The 25,151-nt window shown below is 68.2% G+C and carries 28 protein-coding genes and 1 pseudogene; 13 read left to right on the forward strand and 16 right to left on the reverse strand.

Annotated elements, in window-relative coordinates; genetic code table 11:
- Nucleotides 1-302: 302 nt before the first annotated feature.
- Together H609_RS0108785 and H609_RS0108790 are read right to left on the reverse strand one after the other, a co-directional pair.
- Nucleotides 303-605: a cell division protein ZapA gene (locus tag H609_RS0108785; protein ID WP_018866426.1), complete on the reverse strand. Its 303-nt coding sequence runs from the start codon at nucleotides 603-605 to the stop codon at nucleotides 303-305.
- The gene (locus H609_RS0108790; RefSeq protein WP_024326430.1) at nucleotides 602-829 is read right to left on the reverse strand and encodes a cell division protein ZapB; all 228 of its coding nucleotides are present in this window, start codon (nucleotides 827-829) and stop codon (nucleotides 602-604) included. Before H609_RS0108790 ends, H609_RS0108785 begins: the two co-directional genes overlap by 4 nt.
- A gap of 216 nt (nucleotides 830-1,045) precedes the next feature.
- On the opposite strand from H609_RS0108790, the gene H609_RS0108795 reads away from it, so the two are divergent.
- The 8 genes from H609_RS0108795 to H609_RS0108830 all read left to right on the forward strand — a co-directional run bounded on the left by H609_RS0108795 (nucleotide 1,046) and on the right by H609_RS0108830 (nucleotide 9,035).
- Entirely contained in the window at nucleotides 1,046-1,333 is a 288-nt protein-coding gene (locus H609_RS0108795) for a hypothetical protein (RefSeq protein ID WP_018877865.1), read from the forward strand.
- On the forward strand, nucleotides 1,333-1,938 hold the full coding sequence (locus H609_RS0108800) for a UPF0149 family protein (RefSeq protein ID WP_018880412.1): 606 nt from the start codon (nucleotides 1,333-1,335) through the stop codon (nucleotides 1,936-1,938). The genes H609_RS0108795 and H609_RS0108800 overlap by 1 nt, the downstream gene beginning before the upstream one ends.
- Before the next feature lie 32 nt (nucleotides 1,939-1,970).
- The gene (pepP, locus tag H609_RS0108805; protein ID WP_028484766.1) at nucleotides 1,971-3,299 is read left to right on the forward strand and encodes a Xaa-Pro aminopeptidase; all 1,329 of its coding nucleotides are present in this window, start codon (nucleotides 1,971-1,973) and stop codon (nucleotides 3,297-3,299) included.
- Nucleotides 3,300-3,456: 157 nt separating this feature from the next.
- Nucleotides 3,457-4,719, forward strand: coding sequence for an FAD-dependent monooxygenase (locus H609_RS0108810; RefSeq protein WP_028484767.1), 1,263 nt, complete (start codon nucleotides 3,457-3,459; stop codon nucleotides 4,717-4,719).
- Nucleotides 4,716-5,903 carry an FAD-dependent monooxygenase gene (locus H609_RS0108815; RefSeq protein WP_028484768.1) on the forward strand — a complete coding sequence of 396 codons (1,188 nt, stop codon included), beginning with the start codon at nucleotides 4,716-4,718 and terminating at the stop codon, nucleotides 5,901-5,903. The genes H609_RS0108810 and H609_RS0108815 overlap by 4 nt, the downstream gene beginning before the upstream one ends.
- Nucleotides 5,904-6,397: 494 nt before the next feature.
- Nucleotides 6,398-6,649 (forward strand): type II toxin-antitoxin system Phd/YefM family antitoxin, encoded by a 252-nt coding sequence (locus H609_RS0108820; RefSeq protein WP_018866432.1) that lies wholly within the window; start codon nucleotides 6,398-6,400, stop codon nucleotides 6,647-6,649.
- Nucleotides 6,649-7,083: a type II toxin-antitoxin system VapC family toxin gene (locus H609_RS0108825; RefSeq protein ID WP_028484769.1), complete on the forward strand. Its 435-nt coding sequence runs from the start codon at nucleotides 6,649-6,651 to the stop codon at nucleotides 7,081-7,083. Before H609_RS0108820 ends, H609_RS0108825 begins: the two co-directional genes overlap by 1 nt.
- An 818-nt stretch (nucleotides 7,084-7,901) precedes the next feature.
- Nucleotides 7,902-9,035 (forward strand): porin, encoded by a 1,134-nt coding sequence (locus H609_RS0108830; RefSeq protein ID WP_028484770.1) that lies wholly within the window; start codon nucleotides 7,902-7,904, stop codon nucleotides 9,033-9,035.
- Nucleotides 9,036-9,151: 116 nt separating this feature from the next.
- Here H609_RS0108830 and H609_RS13390 read toward each other — a convergent pair.
- A pseudogene (locus tag H609_RS13390) lies at nucleotides 9,152-9,292 on the reverse strand (transposase); the annotation flags it as partial.
- Nucleotides 9,293-9,541: 249 nt separating this feature from the next.
- Here H609_RS13390 and H609_RS0108840 point away from each other — a divergent pair.
- Entirely contained in the window at nucleotides 9,542-10,387 is an 846-nt protein-coding gene (locus H609_RS0108840; RefSeq protein ID WP_028484771.1) for a transposase, read from the forward strand.
- Nucleotides 10,388-10,424: 37 nt separating this feature from the next.
- Here the strand turns inward: H609_RS0108840 and H609_RS0108845 are convergent, their stop codons facing one another.
- The 10 genes from H609_RS0108845 to H609_RS0108895 all read right to left on the reverse strand — a co-directional run bounded on the left by H609_RS0108845 (nucleotide 10,425) and on the right by H609_RS0108895 (nucleotide 19,114).
- Nucleotides 10,425-10,811, reverse strand: a complete 387-nt coding sequence (locus tag H609_RS0108845) for a type II toxin-antitoxin system PemK/MazF family toxin (RefSeq protein WP_255349385.1) — start codon at nucleotides 10,809-10,811, stop codon at nucleotides 10,425-10,427.
- Nucleotides 10,805-11,056, reverse strand: a complete 252-nt coding sequence (locus H609_RS0108850; RefSeq protein ID WP_018877875.1) for an AbrB/MazE/SpoVT family DNA-binding domain-containing protein — start codon at nucleotides 11,054-11,056, stop codon at nucleotides 10,805-10,807. Before H609_RS0108850 ends, H609_RS0108845 begins: the two co-directional genes overlap by 7 nt.
- A gap of 280 nt (nucleotides 11,057-11,336) precedes the next feature.
- Nucleotides 11,337-12,188, reverse strand: a complete 852-nt coding sequence (locus H609_RS0108855; RefSeq protein ID WP_028484772.1) for a secretin N-terminal domain-containing protein — start codon at nucleotides 12,186-12,188, stop codon at nucleotides 11,337-11,339.
- The gene (locus tag H609_RS0108860; protein ID WP_028484773.1) at nucleotides 12,154-12,636 is read right to left on the reverse strand and encodes a hypothetical protein; all 483 of its coding nucleotides are present in this window, start codon (nucleotides 12,634-12,636) and stop codon (nucleotides 12,154-12,156) included. Before H609_RS0108860 ends, H609_RS0108855 begins: the two co-directional genes overlap by 35 nt.
- A gap of 273 nt (nucleotides 12,637-12,909) precedes the next feature.
- Complete coding sequence (locus tag H609_RS0108865) at nucleotides 12,910-13,407, reverse strand: GNAT family N-acetyltransferase (protein ID WP_028484774.1); 498 nt, start codon at nucleotides 13,405-13,407, stop codon at nucleotides 12,910-12,912.
- Nucleotides 13,408-13,775: 368 nt separating this feature from the next.
- Nucleotides 13,776-14,369 (reverse strand): chalcone isomerase family protein, encoded by a 594-nt coding sequence (locus tag H609_RS0108875; protein ID WP_028484775.1) that lies wholly within the window; start codon nucleotides 14,367-14,369, stop codon nucleotides 13,776-13,778.
- Complete coding sequence (locus H609_RS0108880; RefSeq protein WP_018876140.1) at nucleotides 14,366-15,730, reverse strand: MFS transporter; 1,365 nt, start codon at nucleotides 15,728-15,730, stop codon at nucleotides 14,366-14,368. The genes H609_RS0108875 and H609_RS0108880 overlap by 4 nt, the downstream gene beginning before the upstream one ends.
- Complete coding sequence (locus H609_RS0108885) at nucleotides 15,711-16,970, reverse strand: cyclopropane-fatty-acyl-phospholipid synthase family protein (protein WP_028484776.1); 1,260 nt, start codon at nucleotides 16,968-16,970, stop codon at nucleotides 15,711-15,713. The genes H609_RS0108880 and H609_RS0108885 overlap by 20 nt, the downstream gene beginning before the upstream one ends.
- Nucleotides 16,970-17,740, reverse strand: coding sequence for a DUF1365 domain-containing protein (locus H609_RS0108890; RefSeq protein WP_018877903.1), 771 nt, complete (start codon nucleotides 17,738-17,740; stop codon nucleotides 16,970-16,972). The genes H609_RS0108885 and H609_RS0108890 overlap by 1 nt, the downstream gene beginning before the upstream one ends.
- Complete coding sequence (locus tag H609_RS0108895; protein ID WP_028484777.1) at nucleotides 17,741-19,114, reverse strand: NAD(P)/FAD-dependent oxidoreductase; 1,374 nt, start codon at nucleotides 19,112-19,114, stop codon at nucleotides 17,741-17,743.
- Between the two features lie 145 nt (nucleotides 19,115-19,259).
- On the opposite strand from H609_RS0108895, the gene H609_RS0108900 reads away from it, so the two are divergent.
- The 3 genes from H609_RS0108900 to H609_RS0108910 all read left to right on the forward strand — a co-directional run bounded on the left by H609_RS0108900 (nucleotide 19,260) and on the right by H609_RS0108910 (nucleotide 21,605).
- Nucleotides 19,260-20,045, forward strand: coding sequence for a DUF3429 domain-containing protein (locus H609_RS0108900; protein ID WP_028484778.1), 786 nt, complete (start codon nucleotides 19,260-19,262; stop codon nucleotides 20,043-20,045).
- Between the two features lie 28 nt (nucleotides 20,046-20,073).
- Nucleotides 20,074-20,727, forward strand: coding sequence for a GTP cyclohydrolase I FolE (gene folE, locus H609_RS0108905; RefSeq protein WP_019558276.1), 654 nt, complete (start codon nucleotides 20,074-20,076; stop codon nucleotides 20,725-20,727).
- Nucleotides 20,728-20,975: 248 nt separating this feature from the next.
- Nucleotides 20,976-21,605, forward strand: a complete 630-nt coding sequence (locus H609_RS0108910) for a class I SAM-dependent methyltransferase (RefSeq protein WP_018866449.1) — start codon at nucleotides 20,976-20,978, stop codon at nucleotides 21,603-21,605.
- 192 nt (nucleotides 21,606-21,797) lie between these two features.
- Here the strand turns inward: H609_RS0108910 and H609_RS0108915 are convergent, their stop codons facing one another.
- The 3 genes from H609_RS0108915 to H609_RS0108925 all read right to left on the reverse strand — a co-directional run bounded on the left by H609_RS0108915 (nucleotide 21,798) and on the right by H609_RS0108925 (nucleotide 23,976).
- Nucleotides 21,798-22,010, reverse strand: a complete 213-nt coding sequence (locus H609_RS0108915; RefSeq protein ID WP_018866450.1) for a YjfB family protein — start codon at nucleotides 22,008-22,010, stop codon at nucleotides 21,798-21,800.
- A 558-nt stretch (nucleotides 22,011-22,568) separates the two neighbouring features.
- Complete coding sequence (locus tag H609_RS0108920; protein ID WP_028484779.1) at nucleotides 22,569-23,207, reverse strand: YceI family protein; 639 nt, start codon at nucleotides 23,205-23,207, stop codon at nucleotides 22,569-22,571.
- The gene (locus H609_RS0108925) at nucleotides 23,200-23,976 is read right to left on the reverse strand and encodes a CDP-alcohol phosphatidyltransferase family protein (RefSeq protein ID WP_026329800.1); all 777 of its coding nucleotides are present in this window, start codon (nucleotides 23,974-23,976) and stop codon (nucleotides 23,200-23,202) included. The genes H609_RS0108920 and H609_RS0108925 overlap by 8 nt, the downstream gene beginning before the upstream one ends.
- Nucleotides 23,977-24,140: 164 nt before the next feature.
- Between H609_RS0108925 and H609_RS0108930 the strand changes: the two genes are divergently transcribed.
- Nucleotides 24,141-25,142, forward strand: a complete 1,002-nt coding sequence (locus H609_RS0108930; RefSeq protein ID WP_028484780.1) for a zinc-binding alcohol dehydrogenase — start codon at nucleotides 24,141-24,143, stop codon at nucleotides 25,140-25,142.
- Nucleotides 25,143-25,151: the final 9 nt, after the last annotated feature.

The following is a 25,151-nucleotide window of genomic DNA, read 5'->3' on the forward strand; positions in this document are numbered from 1 at the left end:
GACTTCTTTGCACGAGCAAAGAAGTCACTCGGGGCGCGCTGGCGAGTCAGCGCACGGCAGTACGTGGACCGAAGGCACGTAAACACCAGAGGACGAACCAGGCCTAGCCAAAAATCGGCAGGTTGCGGACCGAAGGCACCATAAACACCGGAGGACGAACCAGGACCAGCCACCACGAGGCAGGCGGCCGACCGAAGCCTCCGTAAACACCGGATGATGAATATGGGTTAGCGGGTGGCGGGCCGTCCCCGGGCCGGGCATGGCCGGGAGAAGGGGAGGGCGGCGGGGCGCCGCCCATGGCGCTAGCGCGACGAGCCCAGGGTTTGTTCGATGCGGTCGGCGAGGGCGACCAGCCGCGCCGAACTGCCGGCGGAGTCGCCACCGGCCTTCTGCTGCTGGCATTCCAGCAGCTCGTGCGCCAGATTCAGCGCCACCATCACCGCGATCCGCTCGGCGCCGACCACGCGCCCGCCATCACGCAGTTCCCGCATGCGCTCGTCAATCAGCGACGCGGAGGCAAACAGATCGGCGCGCTCGTCCGGCGGGCAGGCGATCTGGTACTCCTTGCCCATGATGGAGACGCGGACGGGTTCGGACTGGCTCATTCGCTGTGCTCCATCGAGCGCAGGCGCGCGATCATGTTCTCGACCCGGTGGCGCGCCTGCTCATTGCGCTCCTTGAAGGCCGCGCGCTCGCCCTTGAGCTGGCGGACCTGCTCCTGCAGGAGGTGGTTTTCCTCGCGCAGGGCCGCGTGCTCCTCCAGCAGGCGCGTGATTGCGGCCTCCAGGCGTTCGGTCGGGTCGATCGCGGAATCGTCGTTCGGCTGCATGGCCTCGGTCCCGGTTGGCAGGCGGCCTTCGCCGCAGGGCGTGTGATCCATGGAGTCTAGGAGGGCTTCGCGCGAAGCGTCAACTTGGGTCATCTTCTTGCTGGAACACCTTCACTTTTTGCGGGTCGCATACTTGCCGTTCCGGGGTTTGTTGCGGCCTGGTGCCCGCGCTGGCCACAATACGGCGAATCCCGTTTCAAGAAAGTGTTGCTGCCCATGACCCAGCCCCCCGAACCCGGACCCGAGGCCACCGTGATCGAGGGCACGGCCCATAACGGAAAGCCGTGCCGGATCGTCGACAACACGGGGAGCGTGCCGCACGCGGAGCTGGAACAGCTGTTGAACGCCTTGATCGAAGAGAAACGCTTCGGTCTCAATATGCTGTCTTCCACCGGTTCCAGCGCGATCAAGCTGGGCGAGCCGCAGTTTACGCACCTGCAGGTGGGTGACGATCTCTATCGCTTTCTGCTCTTCCCCTACGAAGCGCGGCTGGAGAGCTTCTGATGGTCGGCGACCCAGGCACCGGCAACGCAAAGGCGCAGGACGGACTGGAGCGCGATCCCGTCGCCCTGCGCGAACAGCTGGAGCACGGACTGCGCAGCATGGGTTTCGCGCAGACGCCGGCCTCCGCCCACGGGCTGTTCACCGGCTGCCTGGTGGCGGACCCGGGCGCCGACGTCGACGCCCTGGTGCGCAGCCTGGGCGAGGCCCTGCCGCTGACCGAAGGCGCGGGGGACCGCTTCGGCAAGACCGTGGAAGCGATCCGGCGCGCGCTGCTGGCCCAGCTGTATGACGTAGAACTGGGCTTCGGCCCACTGCTGCCGGAGGACGAAGCCATCGAGGCGCAGGCGCAGGCCCTGTCGGAATGGGTGGACGGCTTCATCGCCGGGCTGGGGCAGACGCCGCGTTTGGGTAAGCTGAAGCCCTCGGCCGAGGCCAGCGAGATCCTGCGTGATTTCGCGGAGATCGCGCGCATCGAACTGGAGCCGGACGACGACGAGGAAAACGCCGCCGCCTTCGAGGAGCTCAATGAATATGTGCGCGTGGGCGTTTTGCTGATCGCCGACGAGCTGGCCCCGGACGACCCGAAACGGATCCCGATGCAATGACGCGAACGCGACAAGCCCCCCGGCCGGGCCGGATGCCGGAGATCCCCCAGGGCGAGTTCGCCCGGCGCCGCCAGCGTCTGATGCGGGCGCTCGGACCCGAGGCGATCATCGTCGTTCCTGCCGCTCACGAGCGCACCCGCAACCGGGATGTCGAGTATCCCTTCCGTCAGGACAGCGACTTCCTCTACCTGACCGGCTTCCCGGAGCCGGATGCGGTGGCGGTGCTGGTGCCGGGGCGGCCGGCCGGCGAGTACATCCTGTTCTGCCGCGACCGCGACCCGACCCAGGAGACCTGGCAGGGCCGCCGCGCCGGGCCGGACGGTGCGATGGAGACCCATGGGGCCGAGTGCGCCTTCCCGATCGAGGACATCGACGAGATCCTGCCGGGGCTGATGGAGAACCGCGCCGTGCTGGCCGCCCCGTTCGGGCGCGACGAGCCGCTGGACCAGCGCCTGTTCGGTTGGGTGAACCGGGTGCGGGCCAAGGCCCGCAACGGCGTGCGCGCACCGCACGAGTTCGTCGCGGTGGAGCACCACCTGCACGAGCAGCGGCTGTTCAAGAAGGCCCCCGAGCTCAAATTGATGCGCCACGCGGCCGCCATCTCGTCTCAAGCGCATGTGCGCGCGATGCAGGCCTGCCGGCCGGGCCTGACCGAGTTCGCGGTGGAGGCCGAGCTGCTGCACGAGTTCCACCGCTACGGAACCGAGACCGCGTATCCCTCCATCGTCGGTGGCGGCGAGAACGGCTGTATCCTGCACTACATCGAGAACCGCGCCGAGCTGAACGCCGGCGACCTGCTGCTGATCGACGCCGGCTGCGAGGTGCAGGGCTATGCGTCCGACATCACCCGCACCTTTCCGGTCTCCGGTCGCTTCGACGAACGCCAGCGCGAGGTCTACGAGTGCGTGCTGGCCGCCCAGCTCGCCGCGATCGAACAGGTACGCCCGGGCAATGACTGGGACACCCCGCACGCCACCGCCGTGCGCGAACTGACCCGCGGGCTCAAGGAACTGGGGGTACTCAAGGGTCGCCTGGACAAGCTGATCCGCGACCAGGCCTACCGCCCGTTCTACATGCACCGCACCGGCCACTGGCTGGGGCTGGACGTGCACGATGTCGGCGACTACCGCGTCGGCGACGCCTGGCGTCAGCTGGAACCCGGCATGGTGATGACCGTGGAACCCGGGCTTTATTTCGGGCCCTACAGTGATGCGCCGAAGGAACTGCGCGGCATCGGCGTGCGCATCGAGGACGACGTCGCCGTCACCCGCGACGGCTGCGAGGTCCTCACCGCCGACTGCCCCAAGACCGTCGCCGACATCGAGGCCTGCATGGCCGGCGACCTCCCGGGCTGGGACTGACCATGCCCGCCCATCATCTGTTCCGTTTCAGTGAACGACCGGGAGTCCGGGCCGGTGCGATTCGCCTGCAAGCAGGCTCCTCCAGAGATACCCACCCCCTCGTAGGAGCCTGCTTGCAGGCGAATGGAGCGTCGGACCCACCCTTGCGGGGTGAGTCTTGACAACAAACACCTGCGACATCGCCATCGTCGGCGGCGGGCCGGTCGGCGGCCTCGCCGCCTGTACCCTGGCGCGCGCGGGCTATGCGGTCACGCTGTTCGAGCGCGGGGCACCACCCGCGCCGGATGCACACGCCAACGACACCCGTGGCTATGCCCTGGCGGCCGGCTCCGTGCAGTTCCTCGACGATCTCGGGTACTGGGCGCCACTGGCGCAGCGGGCCACCGCGATCCGCTCCATCGTCGTCAGCCGTCGCGGCGGGCTGGGGCGGGTGCATCTGAATGCCGCCGACCATGGCCGCCAGGCCCTCGGGCAGGTGGTGCCGGCCGTCGCGCTGGAGCCGATGCTGGACGCGGCCTGCCGCGACGCCGGTGTGGATGTGCGCTACCAGTCCACGCTGGCGGGCGTGGGGGACGTGACGGATGGGCGCCGCGTGCTGCGCATCGACGGCGTCGAAGGCGAGGACACCTGGGCCGCCCGCCTGATCCTGGCCGCCGACGGCATCCAGTCCCCCACGCGCAAGGCCCTGGGTCTGCCGGTGAACCGCCTGCGTTACGCGGCGGATGCCCTGGTCTTTGACGTGCAGCCGGCGCGGCCGCACAACGGCCAGGCCTTCGAGCGCTTTACCGACGAGGGGCCGCTGGCCTTGCTGCCGCAGGCGGACGGGCGCATGAACGTCGTCTGGGTGGCCCCGCCGGAGGCCTGCGAGCGGCGGCTGGAGCTGGACGAGGCCGAGCGCCTGCGCGAGCTGCAAGGCCGCTTCGGCTGGACGCTGGGCCGCCTGCGCCCGGCCGGCCGCGTGGTGCGTTTTCCGCTGGAACGGGTGCATGCCCCGGAACCGGTCGCGGAACGCGCGCTGTTGCTGGGCAATGCCGCGCACGCGGTGCATCCCGTGGCGGGGCAGGGGCTGAACCTGTCCCTGCGCGATGTCGCCACGCTGCTGGGCACACTGCGCGACGGGTGCGAACCGGATGGCACCCCGCGTTTCGTGGCCGATCCCGGCGCGTCGGCCACGCTGGAGGCGTATGCGCGGACCCGCCGTCGTGACGTGAGCGGCGTGGTCGCCACCACCGACTTTCTTGCCCGCGGCATGCTGCAAACGGCCGGCCTGCGCGGGCATTCGCTGGGCAGTGGGATGATGGCCGTGGACCGACTGCGTCCGGCGCGCGATCGCCTCGCACAGGCGGCGATGGGCCTTGGCCCGTTGCCGCGCCATACCGCGCGCCATCTCGCGCGGCCGGACGCAGGGGGCGGGGCATGAGCGCGTCCGGTTCCCGCGACGTGCTGGACCTGCTGGTGGTGGGCGCCGGCGCGGTTGGTGGCGCCATTGCCCTGGGCGCCGCGCGCCAGGGCCTGCGCGTCGGGCTGCTGGAGCGCGCTGCCGCGCCCACCTTCAGCGACGCGACCCCGGTGACGCGCGTCGCCACGCTCAACATCGCCTCCATGGAGTTCCTGGCCCGCCTGGGGGTGCAAGACGCCCTCGAGGCGCGCCGTGCCCATGCCTTCTCCGGCATGGCCGTGTGGGACGCCCACGGTCCCGGCCATATCCGCTTCGACGCCGACGAGCTGGGCGTACCGGCACTTGGCTGGACCGTCGAACACGCCGCGCTCGAGGCCGTGCTGTGGACCGAGCTGGAGGCCGCCGGCGTGGCCTTGTGGCCCGAGACCGAGTGGAGGAGCGTGGATGCCCGCCCGGACCGGGTGGATGTCTACGGCCCGGAGCACGCGCTACTGGCCTCCGCACGGCTGGTGGTGGCGGCCGATGGCGCGCACTCGCCGCTGCGCACCCGCATGGGCATCCCGGTGCGCGAGCAGGATTATCACGCCCGCGGTGTGGTCGCGACCGTGACCACCGAGCGCCCGCACGAGGACACCGCCTGGCAGCGCTTCGTCGACGACCAGATCATCGCCTTCCTGCCGCTGGCGGACGGACGCAGCTCCATCGTCTGGTCCCAGCCCGAACACCAGGCCGACGACACGCTGGCGCTGGACGACGCCGGTTTTTGCCGGGCGCTGGAGGCGGTGATCGACCACCGCCTGGGGACGATCACCGCCACATCGAAGCGCGCCAGCTTCCCGCTGGTGGCCCGCCATGCCCGGGACTACCACGCCGGCCGTGTGGCCCTGGCCGGGGATGCCGCCCACACCATCCACCCGCTGGCCGGGCAGGGCCTGAACCTCGGGCTGGCCGACGCCCGCGCCCTGGTCGAACGCCTGCACGGCCCCGCCCGCCGCGACCCGGGCGCCGAGACCGTGCTGCGCGCCTACACCCGCGACCGTCGCGCCGAGAACGCCTTCATGCAACGTGCCATGGACGGCTTCCGCCTGATCTTCGCCACCCACGCCGCCGGCCTCCCCGAACTGCGCGGCCTCGGCATCCGCCTGGTCGACCAGGCCACCCCCCTCAAACGTCGCCTTGCCCTGCGCGCCTTTGGCCTCGATTAGCTGCAAGCACGCAGCTATTCAACCGCCGTATCTCCTCCGTCCGTTTTCGCCCAGTGGGAGCCTGCTTGCAGGCGAAGCTCCTGCCCGCGCCGACCTTTGGCAGGAGCTTCGCCGCCAAGGCGGCTCCCACTGGTGCCGCCGGCCATGGCCGCGTAGGAGCCGCCTCGGCGGCGAAGCACCCGCCAAAGCCCGGAAGCCCCTACGGCATCACCCGCACGCCGGATACGCCGCGCGCCACAAACCGCATCGTGCCCGTATCGCTCCGTCCCAACCGCACGCTCAACCGCCGTACCCGAACCCGCACCGTCATCCCGGCCGCAGCGAAGCGAAGAGCCGGGATCTCCGGATGCTCCCTCGCGGTTCAACTGGGCACCATGCTGAATGGGGGCCGGACCTGGCGGCGCGGCCCCTGCCAAGGTTTCCTCCGCTCCCCGTATCATCAGGTGCTATATTGACTTCAACCAGTCCACCTACCGGTCCATTAAGGTACAAACATGTCTCACCACGAAATCATCGGGGCTCACGATGCCAAGACACACCTTTCCGGTTTCCTTAGAAAGGTGCAGGCGGGCGGACGTTTTACCATCACGCAGCGCGGACGGCCCGTGGCTGCGCTTGTGCCACTGGAGGAGGACGATGCGCCCAGGCGTGTGCAGGCCGCGCGGAACCTCCGGCAGCTGATGGCCGAGGCTCCAGCGCGCGGGGCAGTGGATATCAAGGCCCTCGTCGAGTCGGGGCGTGACTGATGGATCTAGTGCTCGACAATTCGATCGTGATGCGCTGGTTGCTGTCCGATGGTAGTACCGCCGACCAGGAAGTCGCGGCTACGGTCCTGCGTTCCATCGAGTCGGGCGATATCCGTCTGATCGCGCCATCCGTCTGGCCGTTGGAGGTCGCCAACGTAGTCGCCCGTGCGGAAAGCCAGGGCCTGGTGACCGAAGCTGAAACCACGCGCTTCCTCGCGCTACTGCAGGATCTCATGGTGGCCGTTGACCCCGGCGGCATCGATCCGGTCTTCGGCCTGACGCTTCAACTGGCCAGGCGTTATGGCCTTTCCGCGTACGATGCTTCCTATCTCGCACTCGCGCTTCAGTACGGCGCCACCCTTGCCACGCTGGACCAGGCCCTGATCACTGCGGCTCGCCGAGCCGGGGTCGCTGTGTTCGCGAGCAGCGCCTGACGGTTCAGGCCCTCCCGAGTCGAGTTTCAATCGGATCGCCGTAGCCAGCGGTGTCACCCTCGACCCGCCCCAGCAGCATGCGCCGCCCGTATCCGCCCCCGTCGGCATCCCGGCCGCAGCGAAGCGAAGAGCCGGGATCACCAGCCTTGGAGCGATACCCCGCGTACCTACTACCACCCAGGCACGAGGTTCCGGATAACCCCAGCGTGGTTTCCGGCACGACCGAACGAGAAGCCCTCCCCTCGAACCTCCGGCCTGCGCCTGGCTACCAGCCTCTCCCTTTCTTTCCTTCCACCCTGTGGGAGCGGGCTCGCCCGCGAAGCCCCCGCCAAAGCCCGAAAGCCATCGAGTCGTCACGACCCACGCTCATACCGCCGCACCGCTGTCTGCTTTCCGCAACACCCCGTCCATGACCCGGCCCAAACCATCGCTTGTTGCAAAAACCCAACGCATCCGATCCGACGATCCGGCCCCTTCAGATCCGAGAAATGCCGCGCCGCCCGCAAACCCGAGAAAAATAAGCAAAACCTGATCGAATTCTCGCCACGTCCCGCGGGGCAACCATAAGCTGTAGCTCATTAACCCAGTAATTCAGCATGTTGCAAACCAATTCAAGCACCCTCGAAGCCTCCGCACGCAAGTCGTTGATCTACCGAAAAGCGCTCCCCGTCACGGATACCCCCTTACTGTGGCAATTTTTTCCCGCCTAGGGGTTGAAACGAGACACCGTGGTGTATATAAAACACCTGTCATTCGCGGCATCGACCGTGGATGCAGGCGTAGAAACGAACACATACCTCTCCTGGGAGATACGCAACATGAAAAAACAGATTCTCGCAGTCGCCGTTGCCGGCGCCTTCGCAGTCCCGGCCTTCGCCGCCGCTGACTCCAACGTCACCCTGTTCGGCCAGCTGCAGACGCAGGTCGTCCACCACTCCGGTGGCAACAACAACTTCGATAACGGCTTCCGCATGCAGGACGCTGGTGGCGCTGGCTGGGTTGCCGATGGCAACGGCCCGAACCGTCTGGGCGTGATGGTCAACCACGATCTGGGCAACGGCCTGACCGCCCTGATGAAGATCGAGCAGGACGCCCAGACCACCAGCGGTCTGAATTCCGGTGCGCGTGACCAGTACGTCGGCCTCGACGGCAACTTCGGTCGCGTGACCATCGGTCGCCAGAACCTGCCGTACGCCACCGCTGGCAAGGATCCGCTGAACGGTACGTTCTTGCAGGGCCGTGGTAATGGCGTTCGTCTGGGTACCGCCGATGCGGGCTTCTTTGGCGTTGGCCTTGATGATGATGGGCTCGTTGATCCGACCGAAAGCTCCGCCGGCATCGGTGGGCTGGGTAACGGCTCGTACGAAGATCGCGTGATCAAGTACGGCAACAGCTTCGGCATGGTCGGTCTGCAGGTTGCGATTGCCCAGAACAACGGCAACGGCAGTGGCGAGCAGGCCATCTCCGGCCGTCTGAACTTCGACCTCGGTGCCGTGGATCTGTACGTGGCCCACACCAATGCCGATGACTATCGCTATGACGGCGCTGATTTCCGTGCCAGCAAGGTCGGCGCCGACTGGAAGTCCGGTGCGTTCCGTGTGGTCGGCGAGATCGAAGACTACAAGTTCGACGACGCCGCCGGTAACACCGAACGCGATGCCATCGGTGGCTTCGTCTCCGGTGTCTACACCATGGGCCGCAACGACTTCGTGCTGACCTTGGGCCACACCCGCAACTCCGAAACCATGCCCGGTCGCCAAGACAACGGCAACGTCGACTACGTTGCGCTGGCTGTGAAGCACAACTTCAGCAACCGTGTGATGGCCTTCGCCGGCGTGAATTATGCTGACTACGACGGCAATGTTCCGTTTGCCCGTCCGGGTACCGGCAACATCAGCGCTGGCGGTGATTCCTTCACCGGCGTCGGTGCCGGCATGCGGGTGTCCTTCTAAGGGCAGCCACTGCTACCAAGCGGTATAACAACAAGTTTGTAGCTTGTTTTGCGGGGCCCCCAGGGGCCCCGTTTTTTGTGCGTATCTTTCGGCCCCGTTCGGGGCCTTTTTTGGGTTCATCGAGCATTACCGGGGAACGCAGCGCGGATTTTGAGGAAGAAGTATTCCTGGTCGCGGTAGCCGTAGGCGCGGCGTTTGATCACCTTGATGGTGTTGTTGATGCCTTCGACGACGCTGGTGTTCAGCCGATGGCGACAGTACAGAACCCACGGGGTCACAGTACAGAACCCACGGGGTCAAACCTTGCCTTTTGCCCCTGGAACCCATGAACCGTACCGACTTTTCCGTGGAACCCACGGGGTCAAACCTTGCCTTTTGCCCCTCGGGGTTTCCGCGCGCCCGATTCGACGTCTGGACGGGCGGTAGGCCGGTCGGAAGCGGGTTGTTGGTACGGTCTGATTTAGGTTGTACTAGCGATTGTCAGGGACAAGCTGGAGAGAGCAGGGATGGCTCGATCGGTGCGATTGGAGTATCCGTGGGCGTTGTATCACGTGACGGCGCGCGGCAATCGGCGGGACTGGATCTATCTGGATGACGTTGACCATCGGCGCTTCGAAGAAACGCTGGCGCAGGCGGTCGAGCGCTTCAACTGGGTGGTCTTTGCGTACTGCCTGATGGGCAACCACTATCACCTTCTGGTAGAGACGCCGGATGCGAACCTGGGCCGGGGGATGCAGTGGCTGAATGGCGTTTACACGCAGCGGTTCAACCGCCGTCACCGGCGTGTGGGTCATGTGCTTCAAGGCCGGTACAAGGCGATCCTGGTCGAGCGCGAGTCGTATCTTCTGGAATTGGCGCGCTACATCGTCCTCAATCCGGTGCGTGCGCATCTGATCGCCGATCCTGCGGACTGGGAGTGGAGCAGCTACCGGCCCACCGCGGGCCTTTCGGACGCCGTCTCGTGGCTATCGACGGATCGCGTGCTGGACGAATTCGGGCCGGCCGCCTCCCGACAGCAGGCCTATCGGCGGTTTGTCCATGAGGGAATCGGACGCACCTCCCCCTGGAATGATCTGTATGCGCAGCTATTTCTTGGCTCCGAGGCCTTTGTCGAGGCGCGGCTGGCAGGTCAGTCCGGCAGGCTGGACTTGGATCCGGAATACCCCAAGGCCCAGCAGCGGCCTGTGCCGCCGACGCTCGAATTCCTGGAGGCAAGCTTCCCGAGGAATGAAGCCATTCGGCGCGCGTATGCGTCCGGTGGCTACACGCTGAAAGCTATCGGTGACTATTTCGGTCTGCATTTTTCGCGAGTGAGTCGAATCGTGTCCGCGGGGGCAAAAGGCAAGGTTTGACCCCGTCGGTTCCAGGTTTGACCCCGTCGGTTCCCCGCTAGGCGGGATCGGGGCAGAGTTCGAGGATCTGGTTGAGGACCGCGCAGGCTTCCCGGTAGGTCCCCTGTGGCACTTGTCCGGCTGGATGGGGTGTCGCGTTGCGTTGGCGCCAGTCGAAGGACTTTACCTGGTGGCAGAGGATGTAGCTGGTTCTTGCATCCGGCGTCGTGCCCGCCACCACGGCGAAGGGGTTGGTCGCATTGTAATCGGCAGTGGTCATGGGGAGCCCCAGAACCAGCGAGGTTCGGGCGTTGAATTGGGTCGGCGACAGGACGAGGAAGGAGTGAATATCTCGCATTTCCCGCCCGGCCTGAGAGTTGCAGTCTATCCAGATGACGTCACGGCGCCGGGGTACCCAGTCCTTGGGTACTGCACGCTTTACCATCGTTCATTTCCAATCACGTCCGTGCACATGGCCTCGCCGCCATGCTTGTCCGGGTCGAATCCTTTCAGGCGTTCCTCCAGGCTCATGGATGGAGTGGTTTCCGGACGGATTACGATCTGGTTGCCTTCGACGGAGACGATCACAGATTGGTCCGCCTCCAGTTGCGCTGCGCGCGCGATGGCCGCAGGAAGCCGGACGCCCAGATTGTTGCCCCAGCGCTTGATGTTCAGTCGTGTCTCGGCCATTGCTCCACCCGCAAGATGTATAGACATTGTTTAAACGACTGTATCACCACGGTGTGGGGGCGTGCCAGAGGGGTATGTTCGGGCGGGCGGGGGACATCCCGGATAACCGCGTTGCGGTTTCCGGGACGCTGATCGGGTGTGTCGGCGTGCCATCTGGCGGGTTTGGTCGAAGGGGTGACTCCCGCCGTTGTGGGTGCGTTTCGCGGGGTCAACGCACCCTACGGGCAGTTCTATTCCGTAGGATGCCGATGAGCGAAGCGAATCGCATCATGGGAGCGGGCTAGCGGGCGGGATCGACGCGAATTTCGAGGGTGAGGGTGTCGCGGTCGCGGGTGGTGCGGCGGGAGGCGAGGCCGCGTTCCGTGACGTCGGTTTCGGTGTGGACGCCGCCGAGGGTGTGCCAGGTGCCCGGCTCCAGCGTGAGTTGCGTGTCGATGGCGTCGCGGTCCACGGCGCCGCGGGGGAGGGGGCCTTCGTGGAGCTGGGAGATGGCGATGCGGATGCGGCCGTCGGGCTGGACCTGGGGGCGGACGCGGAAGCCACGGGCGGTCTCCTGCAGCAGGGGTTCGATGCCGACGCCGGCGCGGCCGTGGAGGATGCGGAAGCCGGCGGCGCGGGTCTCGCCGACCAGGATGATGGCCTCGGTGCCTTCCCGCAGGCGCAGGTGCTGGGTCTGGTCGTCGCGGCGGGTGGTGCGCAGCCGCTGGCTGGAGATGCGGCCCTCGGTGCCCTCCGGGCCGCTCTCGAACTCGAGGCCGGTGCCGCGTTCGGTGCGCGGGGCGTCGCGGTGGCGGCGTACGGAGAGGACGAGGTCCTGGGCCGGCGTGTCGAGTTCGGCGACGACTTCGCGGATCTGTTGCAGGGTGCGGGCGTCGGCGCGTACCAGCAGCCGGAAGCCGTCGCCGCGCAGGGTGGCGGTGTCGCCGAACAGGGCCTGCAGCTCGGGTAGCAGGCTGTTCGCCGGTCGGTGTTGCAGCGGCAGCACGGCGACCTCGGCGTGGGTGTCGCGTGCACCGGCGAGGCCGGGGAGCAGGGTGCCAGCCGCCAGCGCGAGGGCGGCTCGCAGGAGGTAACGCCGCTCGGTCATGTCGGGCGGCTCAGACGAGGAGGCGGCGGAGTTCGACGGCTTCATCGCTGAGACTCCAGTTGGCCTCGAAGTCCTGGACGGCGCGCTGGGTGCCCGGCCGATCGTCGACGTCGCCGCGCAGTATGCGGCGCCCGCCGGCCTGGGTGAGCTGCATCCAGCCGCTGTGGTCGGCAATCGCGGTGACGGTCAGCGGGCTTTCCTCGGCGGCCTCCAGGCGGCGCACCGAGACTGCGCTGAGCAGGCGTTTGATGCTTTCCACCAGGCTCGGAAGCTGTTCCTTGAGCGCCAGGTCGTCGTCGACCAGCAGGCGGATGTCGGTATGCCGGTGGCGGCGTGCGATCCCGGCCAGTTCCGCGCCCAGGTCGGGCCCGGCGATCTCGGCCAGCAGGGCGACGCGGGCATGCAGCCAGAGGCGTCGGCGCGTAGCGGCCAGGAGCTCGGCCAGCAGGGCCTCGGCGTCGATCAGGGTCGGGTCGCGTTCGGGGGCGGTCATCGGTGTCTCGCTCGGGTTGAGGGTCCTTCCCTCAGCATAGGGGAGTGGGGGTGGGTTCGCATCATTGCTCCGGGTCGTGTTCCCCGGGGGGGTTAGGGGAGCGTTTCGGGCGCGAATCAGAGATATGAGTACGGTGGCAGAAGCGGATAGGCAAGATCTGTGAGATCCGTGCATATCCCCTGTGGGAGCCGGCTTGCCGGCGAAGCCCCTGCCCGCGTCTGACTTTGGCAGGGGCTTCGCCGGCAAGCCGGCTCCTACTGGGCGCGAGCGGGGCTACAGTGACTGGGCCGCGTGGGGGAGGGTGGCATGGGAATAGGGTGCCGCCGGGCGCGGGATTGGGGTGTGGATGCGGTGGAGCATGCGGCGGTGGGGGATGCCGGCGTCCTCGAAGGTGTCGCTGATGACGAAGAAGTCGTGGCGGGCGTAGAAGCCGATGCGGCTGTTCTGGGCGTTCAGCCAGACCTCGCGCCAGCCGTGGCGGGCGGCGGCCTGGATGGCGCAGTCCAGCAGGCGCGAGCCGATGCCGTGCCCGCGCCAGGGTTTGCGCACGGCCATGCGGCCGATCTGGCCGGAGGGCAACAGGCGCAGGGTGCCGACCGGTTCACCCTCCGGCCCGGTCGCCAGCCAGTGCAGGGTGGCGGCGTCCAGGCCATCGAATTCCAGGGCCTCGGGTACGCCCTGCTCCTCGACGAAGACCTCGCGGCGGATCAGGGACAGTGCGTCGGCGTCGGCAGGCCAGGTGGCCTCCCGCAAGGTGATGCGATGTTGCATGGGTATCCTCCTCCGGCATGCCGTAAAGGAGAGCCGCGCCCGCGTGTGCCAGCAATCCGATTGCGTGGCTGGCTCCCCGGCCGTCCTGACCCTGGCCCCGGACGGAAGAGTCTAGTTCAGGTTGGGGGAATCTTCCTGTGAAGGGTTTCTCGGAACGGTGGGTGTTCGATGCCGGGCTTGGCCGGCAGGAGGGCGGGGTACTGCGGGCCCTGCGTGGTGACCGGTATTTTGTCGTGAGGCACCGCGAGGCGATCGCCACGGCGCATGGTGCCTCGCGTTGACGGGCACGGCATGGGCGCGGTGCCAGAGGCTGGGCGATTGCCGCGGCGCTTCGCGCCTCGCAATGACTGGTCGTTGCTGTTCGGCGATCAGCGTGCGCCGATCAGGGTGTCGCGGAAGCGGCGCGACAGGGGTTCTTCCGGGTGCAGCCAGATGCCGAAATAGGCCTCGGCGAAGTCGTGGCCGGGGACCTCGACCAGCGGGGTACCGTTTTGCAGCAGGCGGGTGCCGTGGCCCGGGCGGTATTCCAGTGCGTAGCGGTCGCCGGCCTCCATGTCGCGGTAGGCGGCGTTGAAGGTGTCGAGCCGGTCGGCCAGCGCCGCTAGTGTTTCCGAGTCCTGCTGGTCTTCGAGCAGGCGGTTGCCACTGCGGCGGAAGTCGTCGGCGCTGATCGCGCGCAGGTATTCCAGCTCGAGGCGCTTGGGCACGTCGGCGGTCAGGACATCCTCCGGAGCGACTTCTTCGGGTACGTAGAGCGCCCCGACGTAGACGCGGAACACCGTGTAGCGATAGAGCCGGCCCGCACGCAGGGGCACTGTGGTGTTGTCGATGGTGACCGATTCGGCGAAGCGCACGCCGTCGATCTCGGTGGCGGCCGCGGCCGGGGCGGCGAGCGACAGGGTCAGCAACAGGGTGGCCAGAAGCGAGGCCACGAAACGGGCGGGTCGGTTACGGTGGATCATGGGTGGGTGCCTCCGGGCTGGGCGGGGATGGTGGCTTGTTCGCGCGCGTGGATGCGTTCGCGCAGGGTGTGCTGGGCGTCGGCGTCGATGGGGAAGCGCCAGATCAGGGCCATTGCCGCGAGCTTGAACAGGACCGGCAGGCCGGCGTAGGCCAGGGCCAGGACGAGCAGGGCGGTGGGGCTGTTGTCGCCATCGGCCGAGAATCCGGCCGCACCCAGTAGCGGGAAGCTGAGGCCGACGGCCAGCGCGAGGGCCAGCTTGGTCGCCATGCCCCACAGGCCGAAGAACAGCCCGGCGCGCTCGCCGCCGCCGTCGGCGGTGTCCTGGTCGATCACATCGGCCTGCATCGCGGCCGGCAGGGCGAGATCGACCCCGAGGCTGAGCCCGGTCAGTACGGTGATGGCGTAGAACGCCAGCACGTCACCGGCGCTGAGGAACGGCACCCAGATGAAGAAGCTGGAGGCCAGCAGCATCGAGAGTGTCCAGACCCGATGTTTGGGCAGGCGCCGCGCCAGGCGCAGCCACAGCGGCAGGGCGAGGATGCCGGTGGCGAAGTAAACCAGCAGCAGCGGCCCGGCATGGCCTGGCGCCTCCAGCACGTGGGTGATGAACAGCAGGAAGAGCGTGGCGGGGATCGCGTTGGCGGTGCCGTTCAGGATCCACGCCAGGATCAGTCGGCGGAAGGGGCGGTTGCCCAGCAGCAGGCCCCAGCCAGCGCGCCACGGCACGGGCGCGAGCCTTCCGGGGCGTTCCGGCACGCGCCACAGCAGGATCAGGAAGGCGACCGGCAGCAGTACCCACAGCAGCACCGCGAGGGCTGCGAGCGCTGCCCCGGCATCGTCCTGCAGGCCGAGGACCGCCGGCAGTGCGGCGGCCGTGACCGTACCCAGTACGACGAAGCCCTCGCGCGCGGCGGTGATGCGCGAGCGTTCGTGGTAGTCGCCGGAGAGCTCCGCGCCCCAGGCCGCATAGGGCAGGGCGACCAGCGTCCAGCCCAGATAGACCAGGGTGCTGAACAGCAGCAGGTATCCCGCGCCGGCCTCGGCCGGCGGGCGGAAAAGGAACGGCGCGGCGAGCAACAGCAGCGGCACGCCGGCCAGCATCACCGCGCGCCGGCGCCAGGCCCCGGGGATGCGATCGGACAGGTGGCCGACCAGCGGGTCGGTCACGACATCCAGCAGCCGCGCCGCAAGAAGGAGCAGACCGACCAGGGTGACGCCCAGGCCGGTGTGCTCGGCGTAATGCGCGGGCAGGAAGACGTACAGCGGCAGGCCGAGGACGGCCAGGGGCATGCCCAGACCGCCGTAGGCGAACAGCCGCGGCCAGCGCAGGGTGTTCACTTCATCGAGTCGCGGGGGCATTGCTGCCCGAGGCGGTGGCATCGGCGGGGTTTTGCAGGACGGCCTGCATCAGGTTCACGCGGGCGGTGTCGAAGCCGACTTCGCAGTACGCCAGGTAGTAGCGCCACATGCGCAGGAAGGATTGTGAATAGCCGAGCGCCTCGATCACCGGCTCCGCCTGGCGCACCTCCTGGTGCCAGTGGCGCAGGGTGCGCGCGTAGTCCGCGCCAAAGAAGGCCTGGTCCGTCACGGCGAGCCCGGCCCGTTCGGCCTCCGCGTTGAAGCGCGGGACCGAGGGCAGCATCCCGCCGGGGAAGATGTAGAGCTGGATGAAGTCGGCATTGCGGCGGTAGTGCTCGAAGGCGTGCTCGGCAATGGTGATCACCTGCAGCGCCGCGCGGCCGCCGGGGCGCAGGCAGGCGCGCACTTTGTCGAAGTAGGTCGCCCACCACTGCTCGCCCACCGCCTCGAACATCTCGATGGAGACCACGTGGTCGAAGGTCCCGTCGAGGTCGCGGTAGTCCTGCAGGCGCAGTTCCACGCGATCGCTCAGGCCGGCGCGTTCGATCCGCTCGCGGGCGTAGTCGAGCTGCTCCTGCGACAGGGTGACGCCGGTCACGCGATAACCGCGCCGGGCCGCCATCTCGGCGAAGCCACCCCAGCCGCAGCCGATCTCCAGGATATGCGCGCCCGGTTCGGCGTCCAGTTGATCCAGCAGGCGGGCATACTTCTGCGTCTGGGCCTGTTCCAGGGCCTCGTCGCCGCGGGTGAACAGGGCCGACGAATAGCTCATCGTGCGGTCCAGCCACAGGTCGTAGAAGTCGTTGCCGAGATCGTAATGGAAGCGGATGTTGGCGCGGCTGCCGCGCCGGCTGTTGCGGTGCCGCCAGTGACGCAGGCGGTCGAGGCCGCGCTGCCAGGCCGGACGATCCGCCAGGGCCGCGAGGGCGGGCTCGTTGTCGGTGGCGAAGCGCAGCAGGCTTGGCAGGTCCGGGGTGATCCAGTCGCCGCTGATGAAGCCCTCGGCAAAGCCGATGTCGCCGTGGCGCAGCAGGCGCAGGATCGCGCGCCACGGTCGGCGGAAGTGCCAGACGGCTTCGGCTCCGGCCTTGCGCCCGCGCAGGGTGATGCGGTCGCCCGACGGGCCGATCAGGGTGATCTGCCCGGTGTCGATGTCCTTCAGTGCGCGCGCGATCAGGCGCAGGGCCCAGTCCGGCCGGGTGGTTTCGTCCTGCGGGGTGTCGAGGTGGTTGAGGGCCATTAGTCGATCTCCTGTGCGGGGGGTGCGGGCCGCGGGTGGTAGCGCCCGCCACGCCACCAGATCTTCAGCGCCTGCCAGTGAATCAGCGGCAGGACCTTGAGGGTCATCCAGGGTTGTTTCAGGAAGGCGCCCAGCAGGGTGCGGTCGCTGAACGGGCGCAGGCGGCCATGCTGTGTGGCCGTCAGCATCAGGTCCTGATCCTGGTATTCGTTGATCGCGATCCGCAGGGATGCCCCGACCTGCGCACGCGGCGGCGTCAGGCTGAAGGCGTAGCGCGCGTGCATGTCGATGAAGGGCGATACGTGAAAGGCCTTCTGCTTCTCCTGGCGCACGGGACCGGCCATGGGCGCGCCGTGCTCGTGCAGCAGGTAGTGGTGGTGCTCGCCAAAGGTGTTGCGCACCTCCAGCAGGATCGCGCGCAGGTCACCGTCGGCGTGCCAGGCATACCAGACGCTCAGCGGGTTGAAGGCATGCCCGAGGACGCGCGGCATGGCCAGCAGATAGATCGGACCGCCGGCCAGGTCGATGCCGTAATCGGCCAGATGCGCCTCGATCCAGGGCCGCCAGGGGCGGCCGTCGCGCGGCCCGTGGTCCCGGGTGCGCAGGCTGAACAGGTTGAAGCCGTCCCGCGAGAACAAGCGGCAGCGCCGGGTGGTCTCGGCGAGGCGGTCGATATCGAACAGCGCGCTGATGACCGGGTAGCGAAAGCGGTACTGCTGCGGGAAGAACCGCTGATGCAGCACCGTGCCGTGTACGAGGGCGGCGTCCATTCAGGTGTTCCGCGATTGCGCCGCCGGCGCGCCGAGCGGGGCCGGCCCGCCGCCGTGTGCGGTGGCCACCGGCGTGTGACCGGGACGGGCGGGGGCATCCGGCGCGTGCGACCAGGGCGGTTCGATGCCCATGGTCTGACCGACACGGACGGCCGAGCGCAGGCCGTCTTCGTGGAAGCCGTAGCCCATCCAGGCCCCGGCGAAATACAGGCCATCCTCGCCCTGGGTCGCCGCCAGACGCTGGCGGGCCGCCTCCGCCGCGGTATCCATGACCGGGTGTTCCCAGTGCTGCTCGCCGAGGACCAGGCTGGGGTGCGGGTCTCGCCAGGGGTTCAGGCTGATGATGTAGTCCTGACGGCGTTCCAGGCGATGCAGACGGTTCATCCAGTACGACACCGAGACGCGGTCGCGGGCCTGTGTAGTCCGCCCGGACAGGTAGTTCCAGGAGGACCAGACCCGGCGCGAGCGGGGCATCAGGGCTGGGTCCGTATGCAGGATGGCGTGATTGGCCTGGAAGCGGCAGGCGGAAAGGAGCCGGTCGCGCGCGGGGACAGCGCCATTCAGCAGCCAGCGCGCGGTGTCGGCGTGGCAGGCGAACACCACCGCGTCGAACCCGATGCCCTGGGCATCGGTCAGGACGCGCCACTGACCGGACTCCGGCATCACCGCGCGCACCGGCTGGTGGACGATGCAACCGGGTTCCAGGCGTTGCGCCAGGCGCTGTACGTATTCGCGGCTGCCGCCGACCACGGTGCGCCACTGCGGGCGGTCGCGCAGGTCCAGCAGGCCATGATTGTGGAAGAACTGGAGGAAGCTGGCGGCCGGGAATTCGCGGATCGCCTCCGGCGGGCAGGACCAGATCGCGGCGGCCATCGGCAGCAGGTAGTCCTCGGTGAAACCGCGGCCCAGGCGGTGCCGGTCGAGGAAGGCCCCCAGTGTGCCTTCCGGGCTCTCGTGACGTTCGAACAGCCCCTTGCCCAGGCGGTTGAACCGCAGGATGTCGCCCGCCATGCGCAGAAAACGCGGGCGCACCAGATTGCGGCGCTGGGCGAACAGGGTGTTCAGATCGGAGCCGGCATATTCGACCCCGGCGGGCTGGCGCGAGTAGCCGAAGGACATGTCGGTGTCCTGCGTGGCGACGCCCAGATGCGTAAACAGCCGGGTCAGCAGCGGGTAGTTGCGCTCGTTGTAGACGACGAACCCGGTGTCGATGGGTGTGGGCCCCTGCGGGTCGGGCACGTCCACGGTGTGGGCGTGACCACCGAGTTCCGGTTCCGACTCGAACAGTTGCACGTGGTGGCGGGTCTGCAGGATCCAGGCGGCGGACAGGCCGGCGATGCCTCCACCGATGACGGCGATGCGCGAGCGTTGCATGGTGGTGGTTCTCCGGACCCGAAAGGTGATGGACAACTTATACAATAGCTGTACAATCTTTGTAAATGGTCGCCGACGAAAGTTCCCGGGTTTCCTGTGCCGGGGGCGCTTCGCGAGACCCCGCGTACCAACGGAGACATGGACCGTGAAGACAGACGAGCAAACGCAGGCCGGCGCCCCCGAATGGCCGCCGGAGGTGCGCGAGGCCCTGGCCACGCACGAGATTGTGGGCATTACGTCCGGCCTGTCGGACTTTCGCGATGCCGAGGCGCTGCTGGAAGCAACGGCTCCGGGCCGCTGGCAGCGGCTGGAGTGGGGCATGGGGTCGGCGCACAACCGCGAGCAGTTCCACGCGCTGCAGCAGGCCACCGGCGCGGCCGTGCTGCCGCTGTTCATCGCGCGCGAGGGCGTGATCGGCGGGCTGCCCGAGTTGCGCGAGTATCTGGGGCAGCGGGCGTTGCAGGCGCGCGGCGACGGGCCGCGCCCGGACGCAGCCGCGCCCGCCCTGCACGTCCTGGGGTTCGGCGGCCTGCTACCCTTCGCATTCTTCGGGCTGGGCGCGTGGATGGCCCAGCCCGAATGGCAGGCTTTCGCGCTGGAGGCCCTGGCGCTCTATGGTGCGGTGATCCTGTCGTTCCTGGGGGCGATCCACTGGGGGATCTTCCTGGTGGATCGGCAGCACCGGGTGGGCCCGATCGCGGCCCCGGTGTGGGCGGTGGTGCCGTCCATCCTGGCCTGGCTGGCGGTCCTGCAGCCGCTGCCGGAGGCACTGATGACCCTGACGGTGCTGTTTCTCGGGGTGCTGTGGGTGGATCGGCTGAGCCTGTATCGCCGCGCATTGCCGCGGGGCTACCTGGGCCTGCGCCTGGTGCTGACCGCCGGGGCGATGCTGGCGCTGGCTTCGGGCTTCGCGGTCACCCTGGTCGCCTGACCGGGCCCGGAAAGAGGAAAACGCAAGAATGAGCGAACACAAGGACTCGATGATGGATGCAGACGCCCGGACGGCCGACGAGCCGACGGCCACCAATGCCTCGGGCCAGCCACTGGCGGCTCCGGAACAGCTCGCCGAGCGCTACCGCGACATCCTCGCCGGTCTGGGCGAGAACCCGCAGCGCGAGGGCCTGCTGGATACCCCGATGCGCGCCGCGAAGGCGATGCAGTATCTCACCCGTGGCTATCACCAGGACCTGGACAGTATCGTCAACGGGGCCCTGTTCTCGTCGGACAACGACGAGATGGTGCTGCTGCGCGATATCGAACTGTACTCCCTGTGCGAGCATCACCTGCTGCCGATCATCGGCAAGGTGCATGTGGCCTACCTGCCCAATGGCAAGGTGATCGGTTTGTCCAAGATCGCCCGGATTGTCGACATGTTCGCGGCGCGCCTGCAGATCCAGGAGAGCCTGACGCGCCAGATCGCCGAGGCCCTGATGCAGGTGACGAACGCCAAGGGAGTCGGCGTGGTGGTGGACGCCAAGCACATGTGCATGACCATGCGCGGGGTGGAGAAGCAGCATTCGTCGATGGCGACCTCGGTGATGCTGGGCGCCTTCCGCGAGGACGGCCGCACCCGGCGCGAGTTCCTCAATCTGATCGGTCGCACGGGCAACTGACCGTTCCCGGGGCCGCCGGGCGGTGTCACTACACAAAAAAATGGCCCGGCGCGAAGGCCGGGCCAAAGATCGTCCGGACACCCGTGTGATGGAGGGTTCTGGTCCGAACGGCGGAAAACCGGCTGCCGTTGCCACGAGCCGATGATTTCCGCAACTTGTATAAGTGGACAGGGACTGTGGAAACAGGTTCCTGACAGTCGCCGAAAGAATGTGCTGGGCATCACATTTTCCTGTCCCCGGGAGTCTCGATGCGCGGTCTGGAACAGATCCCCTGGTTGTACGACGGCCTGATGGCCGGTGCCGAGTTGCTGGGCCTGCGGCGCTGGCGCCGGCGTCTGGTGGCCGGTGCGCACGGCCGCGTACTGGAGATCGGCTGCGGGACCGGGCGCGACCTGCCGCTGTACGCCGATCCGGAACGGGTCATCGGCATCGACCCGGACCTGGCGGCCCTGCGCCGGGCCCGGCGGCGGGCGCCTTCCGTGCCGCTGGTGGTGGCGCGGGCCGAGGCCCTGCCATTTGCCGACGGCGCCTTCGATACCGTGGTCTCCGGCCTGGTGTTCTGCAGCGTGCAGGATCCGCCACGGGCCCTCGGCGAGGTGCGCCGGGTGCTGGCGGAGGCGGGCGAGCTACGCATGCTTGAGCATGTACGCCACACGCGGCCGCTGCTGGCCCGCGCCCAGGACCGGGTGCAGCCGGCCTGGACCTGTATCACCGGCGGCTGTCACCCGAACCGCGATACCGAGGCCGCGGTGGAACAGGCCGGCTTTTGCATCGATCCGGAAGACCGTCTGGCGCGGGGCGTGATGCGGCGCTTCGCCGCGCGGGTCTGTCGTGCGCCCGCGGATGCGTCCGGGCGTAATGCCGGGGATGGGGGCTGAAGGGCAAGGGCCTTTGTTCACCACGAAGGGCACGAAGATACGAAGGAAGGGCAAGGGCGTGTAACCACAGAGGTCACGGAGGACACGGAGAAGTTTGAACGTTGCCGGAACGGGCCGGGTGATGGCCCAGTAAAGAGAAGGCCCCGGGCAAAAGTGCGCCGGGGCCTTTCTGGACGGACAGTTGGTAACGTCTCAGGCGGTCGTGTTGATGTTGGTGCCGACGTTGTCCGGCAGACCCTGAGTGGCGGCCTGCATCTCGCCGATGTCGGGCATGGCCTGCAGCATCGACTGAGCCGCCATCTCCTGCGACTCCATCGCCTTCTTCTGCACGGCCACGTCTTTCTGCATGGCCACCTGCTGCTGGCTGTTCTGCGTGGCCATCGCGGCAATCGCGCTTGCGTCCATCTCGTACTCCCGGTTCTGAATGTGCAGGCCCGTTGCACTCGATAGGGGGAACGGGCCTGCCCCCGGTGACGGCTGCATCCCCGCAGACTTGAGCCCCCGAACCCGATTTTTTTCAGAAGGTTCCTGTTCTACGGCACCACCGCCGTGCGACCGGGCTCCCCGCCCTTCTCCATACCCTGGCTGGTTCGATCCGCCCTGCCCCTTCCTTCGTATCTTCGTGCCCTTCGTGGTGAACAGCGCCCTTGACCTTCAATGGGCGTTTCGCTCGCCTCGTCCGCATCCTGCCTATTTGGGGGCGATCGCGACCCGCGCCTTCGGGGTGCGCCGTGACATGGGTGCCAGGGTCCGGAGATCCCGGCTCTTCGCTTCGCTGCGGCCGGGGTGACGGGGGAGTGTTGCCCCGTGCCCCGCGATCACCCGTCAGCAACGTCGGCTCCAGCGCGTCGCCCTGTAGTCAGTCCTTCTCCGTGTCCTCTGTGCCCTCTGTGGTGCAATCCGCCCTGGCCCTTCTTCGTGCCTTCGTGTGCTTCGTGGTGAATACATTCAGTCCGCCGGCCTTTACTGGCGCTGGGCCTCGAACTCGATGATCAGCTCGATCTCGTCGCCGACGATGTCGCGGGTCAGGCCGTAGGTCATGCCGAAGTCGGAGCGGTCGAAGCTGCCGCGCATGGACGCACCGAGCACGTACGGCCGCCCGAACAGGCCGCCGAGCGGGAACGGGTAGCGCCCGACCTTGTTGATGGTCACGTCGAGGTGGATGGTCCGGGTCTCGCCCAGCAGCTCGAGCCCGCCGCTCAGGCGCCCTGTGTTCTCCCCGGTCGGCTCGTAGCGCGTGGCGGTGAAGCGCATCTCCGGGTATTCCTCGACGTTCAGGAAGTCCTCGTTGCGCAGGTGGTCGTCGCGTTCCTGGTGGTTGGTGAAGACGCTGTCGGTCTGGATGACGAAATGGCCGTCGCCCAGCTCGCCCGTGTCGGGGTCGAAGACGAACTCGCCCTCGGCTTCCAGGAACATGCCCAGGACCTTGGCATAGCCGGCATGATCGACCAGGAAGCCGACCGCGAAGTGGTCGGGGTCGATGACCCAGCGGTCGGCATCGGCCAGGGCCTGTGCGGGCAGCGCGAGGGCCGTGGCCAGCAGGCCACCCAGCAGCAGGCGGCGCAGGCGGGCGGGGTGGCGGTTGTTGCGGGCGTCAGTCATGACACACCTCCGGTCGGTGGCGGTACAGCCAGTGGATATCCACGGCAAAGGACAGGCCCAGGGCCAGCAGGCCGGCCAGGGCGATGGTGATGGCGGCGGGTGCGGGCAGGCCGGGGATCAGGACCAGGAGCAGGACCACGGTCTGCAACACGCAGAGGGCCTGGCGGCGCCGGCTGGGCGGCAGTGGCGCGGCCAGCCAGGGCAGGGGGCGGGCGGCCAGCACGAAGGCGTAGCGCATCAGGCCGATCAGGATCACCCAGGGCCCCACTGCCGTCATCTGCCAGACGAGGACCGACAGGGCGAGGATCATGGCGGCGTCCAGCTCCATGTCGAAGCGGGCGCCGAACGCGGTGGCGCTGTCCGTGCGGCGCGCGACGGCCCCGTCCACCCCGTCCAGCACCAGTGCCAGGCCCGCGAGGGCGATCACCCACAGCGCCAGCACCGGCTCGTCCGGGGTAGGGGCGGCCAGGACCAGGCCGCCGAGCGGGGCGGTCAGGGCGGCGCGCAGGAGCGTGACCCGGTTGGCCGGGCCAGGGCCGCGCCCGGCGGGCGCCACTCCGGTCGCCGGGGTGCGGCTGGCGAGGATGGCACCCAGCACCAGCCAGAGCGTGACGAAACCGGCGACGGTTGGCAGGCCCGTGGGCGCGTGCCAAACCAGTGCACCGGTTACGGCGAGGCCGGCCAGGCCCGCGAGCAGCCAGTCGGTCGCCCAGACCCGCAGGCCGGCCTGCAGGCGCAACGGGAAAGGCTTGGCGGGGGAAGACTCCATGCGGGGATTGTAGCGCTCCGTTGGCGATCGTCCTGGGGGCGCGCGGGTGGCACGCCCTGGTCTTGCGACCATGCGGGGCACCGGGAGTTGCCGGTCGCTGCGCCCTTCGCCCAAACTGCACGGATGATCACGTGGCAGCGCACCCCGTTTCCGGGCCCCTCCCGGTGAGCACGGCCGACTCCGAACAGGCGTTCTGGGTCACCGGTCCGGGCACGGGCGCGTTGCGCCCGGAGGCGCTGGCGGAGCCAGGCCCGGACGTGGTGCGGGTGCGCACGCAGTTCTCGGCGATCAGCCGCGGGACCGAGTCGCTGGTGTTCCACGGTCGGGTGCCGGAGAGTCAGTATCAGGCGATGCGCGCGCCGTTCCAGGCCGGCGAATTCCCGTGGCCTGTGAAGTACGGCTACATCAGCGTCGGCACCGTTGAGGCGGGTGGCGCGGCGCACGGGCTGGACGGGCAGCGAGTGTTCTGCCTGTATCCGCATCAAAGCGCCTACACGGTGCCGGCCGCCGCGGTGGTGCCGATACCGGATGCCGTGCCTTCGGGGCGCGCGGTGCTGGCGGCCAACATGGAGACGGCCATCAACGCGGTCTGGGACTTGCAGCCCGGTCCGGGGGATCGCCTCGCGGTGATCGGCGCCGGCGTGGTGGGCCTGCTGGTGGCCGGGTTGCTGCGGGCGATGCCGGGCGCCGAGGTCACGCTGATCGACCCCAATTCCGCCCGCGAACCCGTGGCGGCGGCGCTGGGATTGTCGCTCTGTACGCCGGAGGCGGCGCGGGGGAACCCGGAGCTGCAGGGGCTGGACGGGGTGGTGCATGCCAGCGGCAACCCGGCCGGGCTGGCGCAGGCCCTGGACCTGGCCGGGGTCGAGGCGCGGGTGGTGGAGATGAGCTGGTACGGCGACCAGCCGGTGCCGGCACCGCTGGGCGAGGCGTTCCATTCGCGGCGGCTTACGCTGCGCAGTTCACAGGTGGGCCGCATCCCGCCGGAGCGCGCGGCGCGCTGGGATTACCGTCGCCGCCTGGCGCTTGCATTGTCCCTGCTGGCCGATCCCGCACTCGACGCGCTGATCACTGGCGAGGATGCCTTCGCCAACCTGCCCGCGGCGATGGCCCGCGTCACGGGGCCCGAGGCCGCCCGCACCCTTTGCCACCGCGTCCGCTACTGATCTTTTATT

The organism is Thioalkalivibrio sp. ALE17 (assembly GCF_000425605.1).
Lineage (GTDB): Bacteria > Pseudomonadota > Gammaproteobacteria > Ectothiorhodospirales > Ectothiorhodospiraceae > Thioalkalivibrio.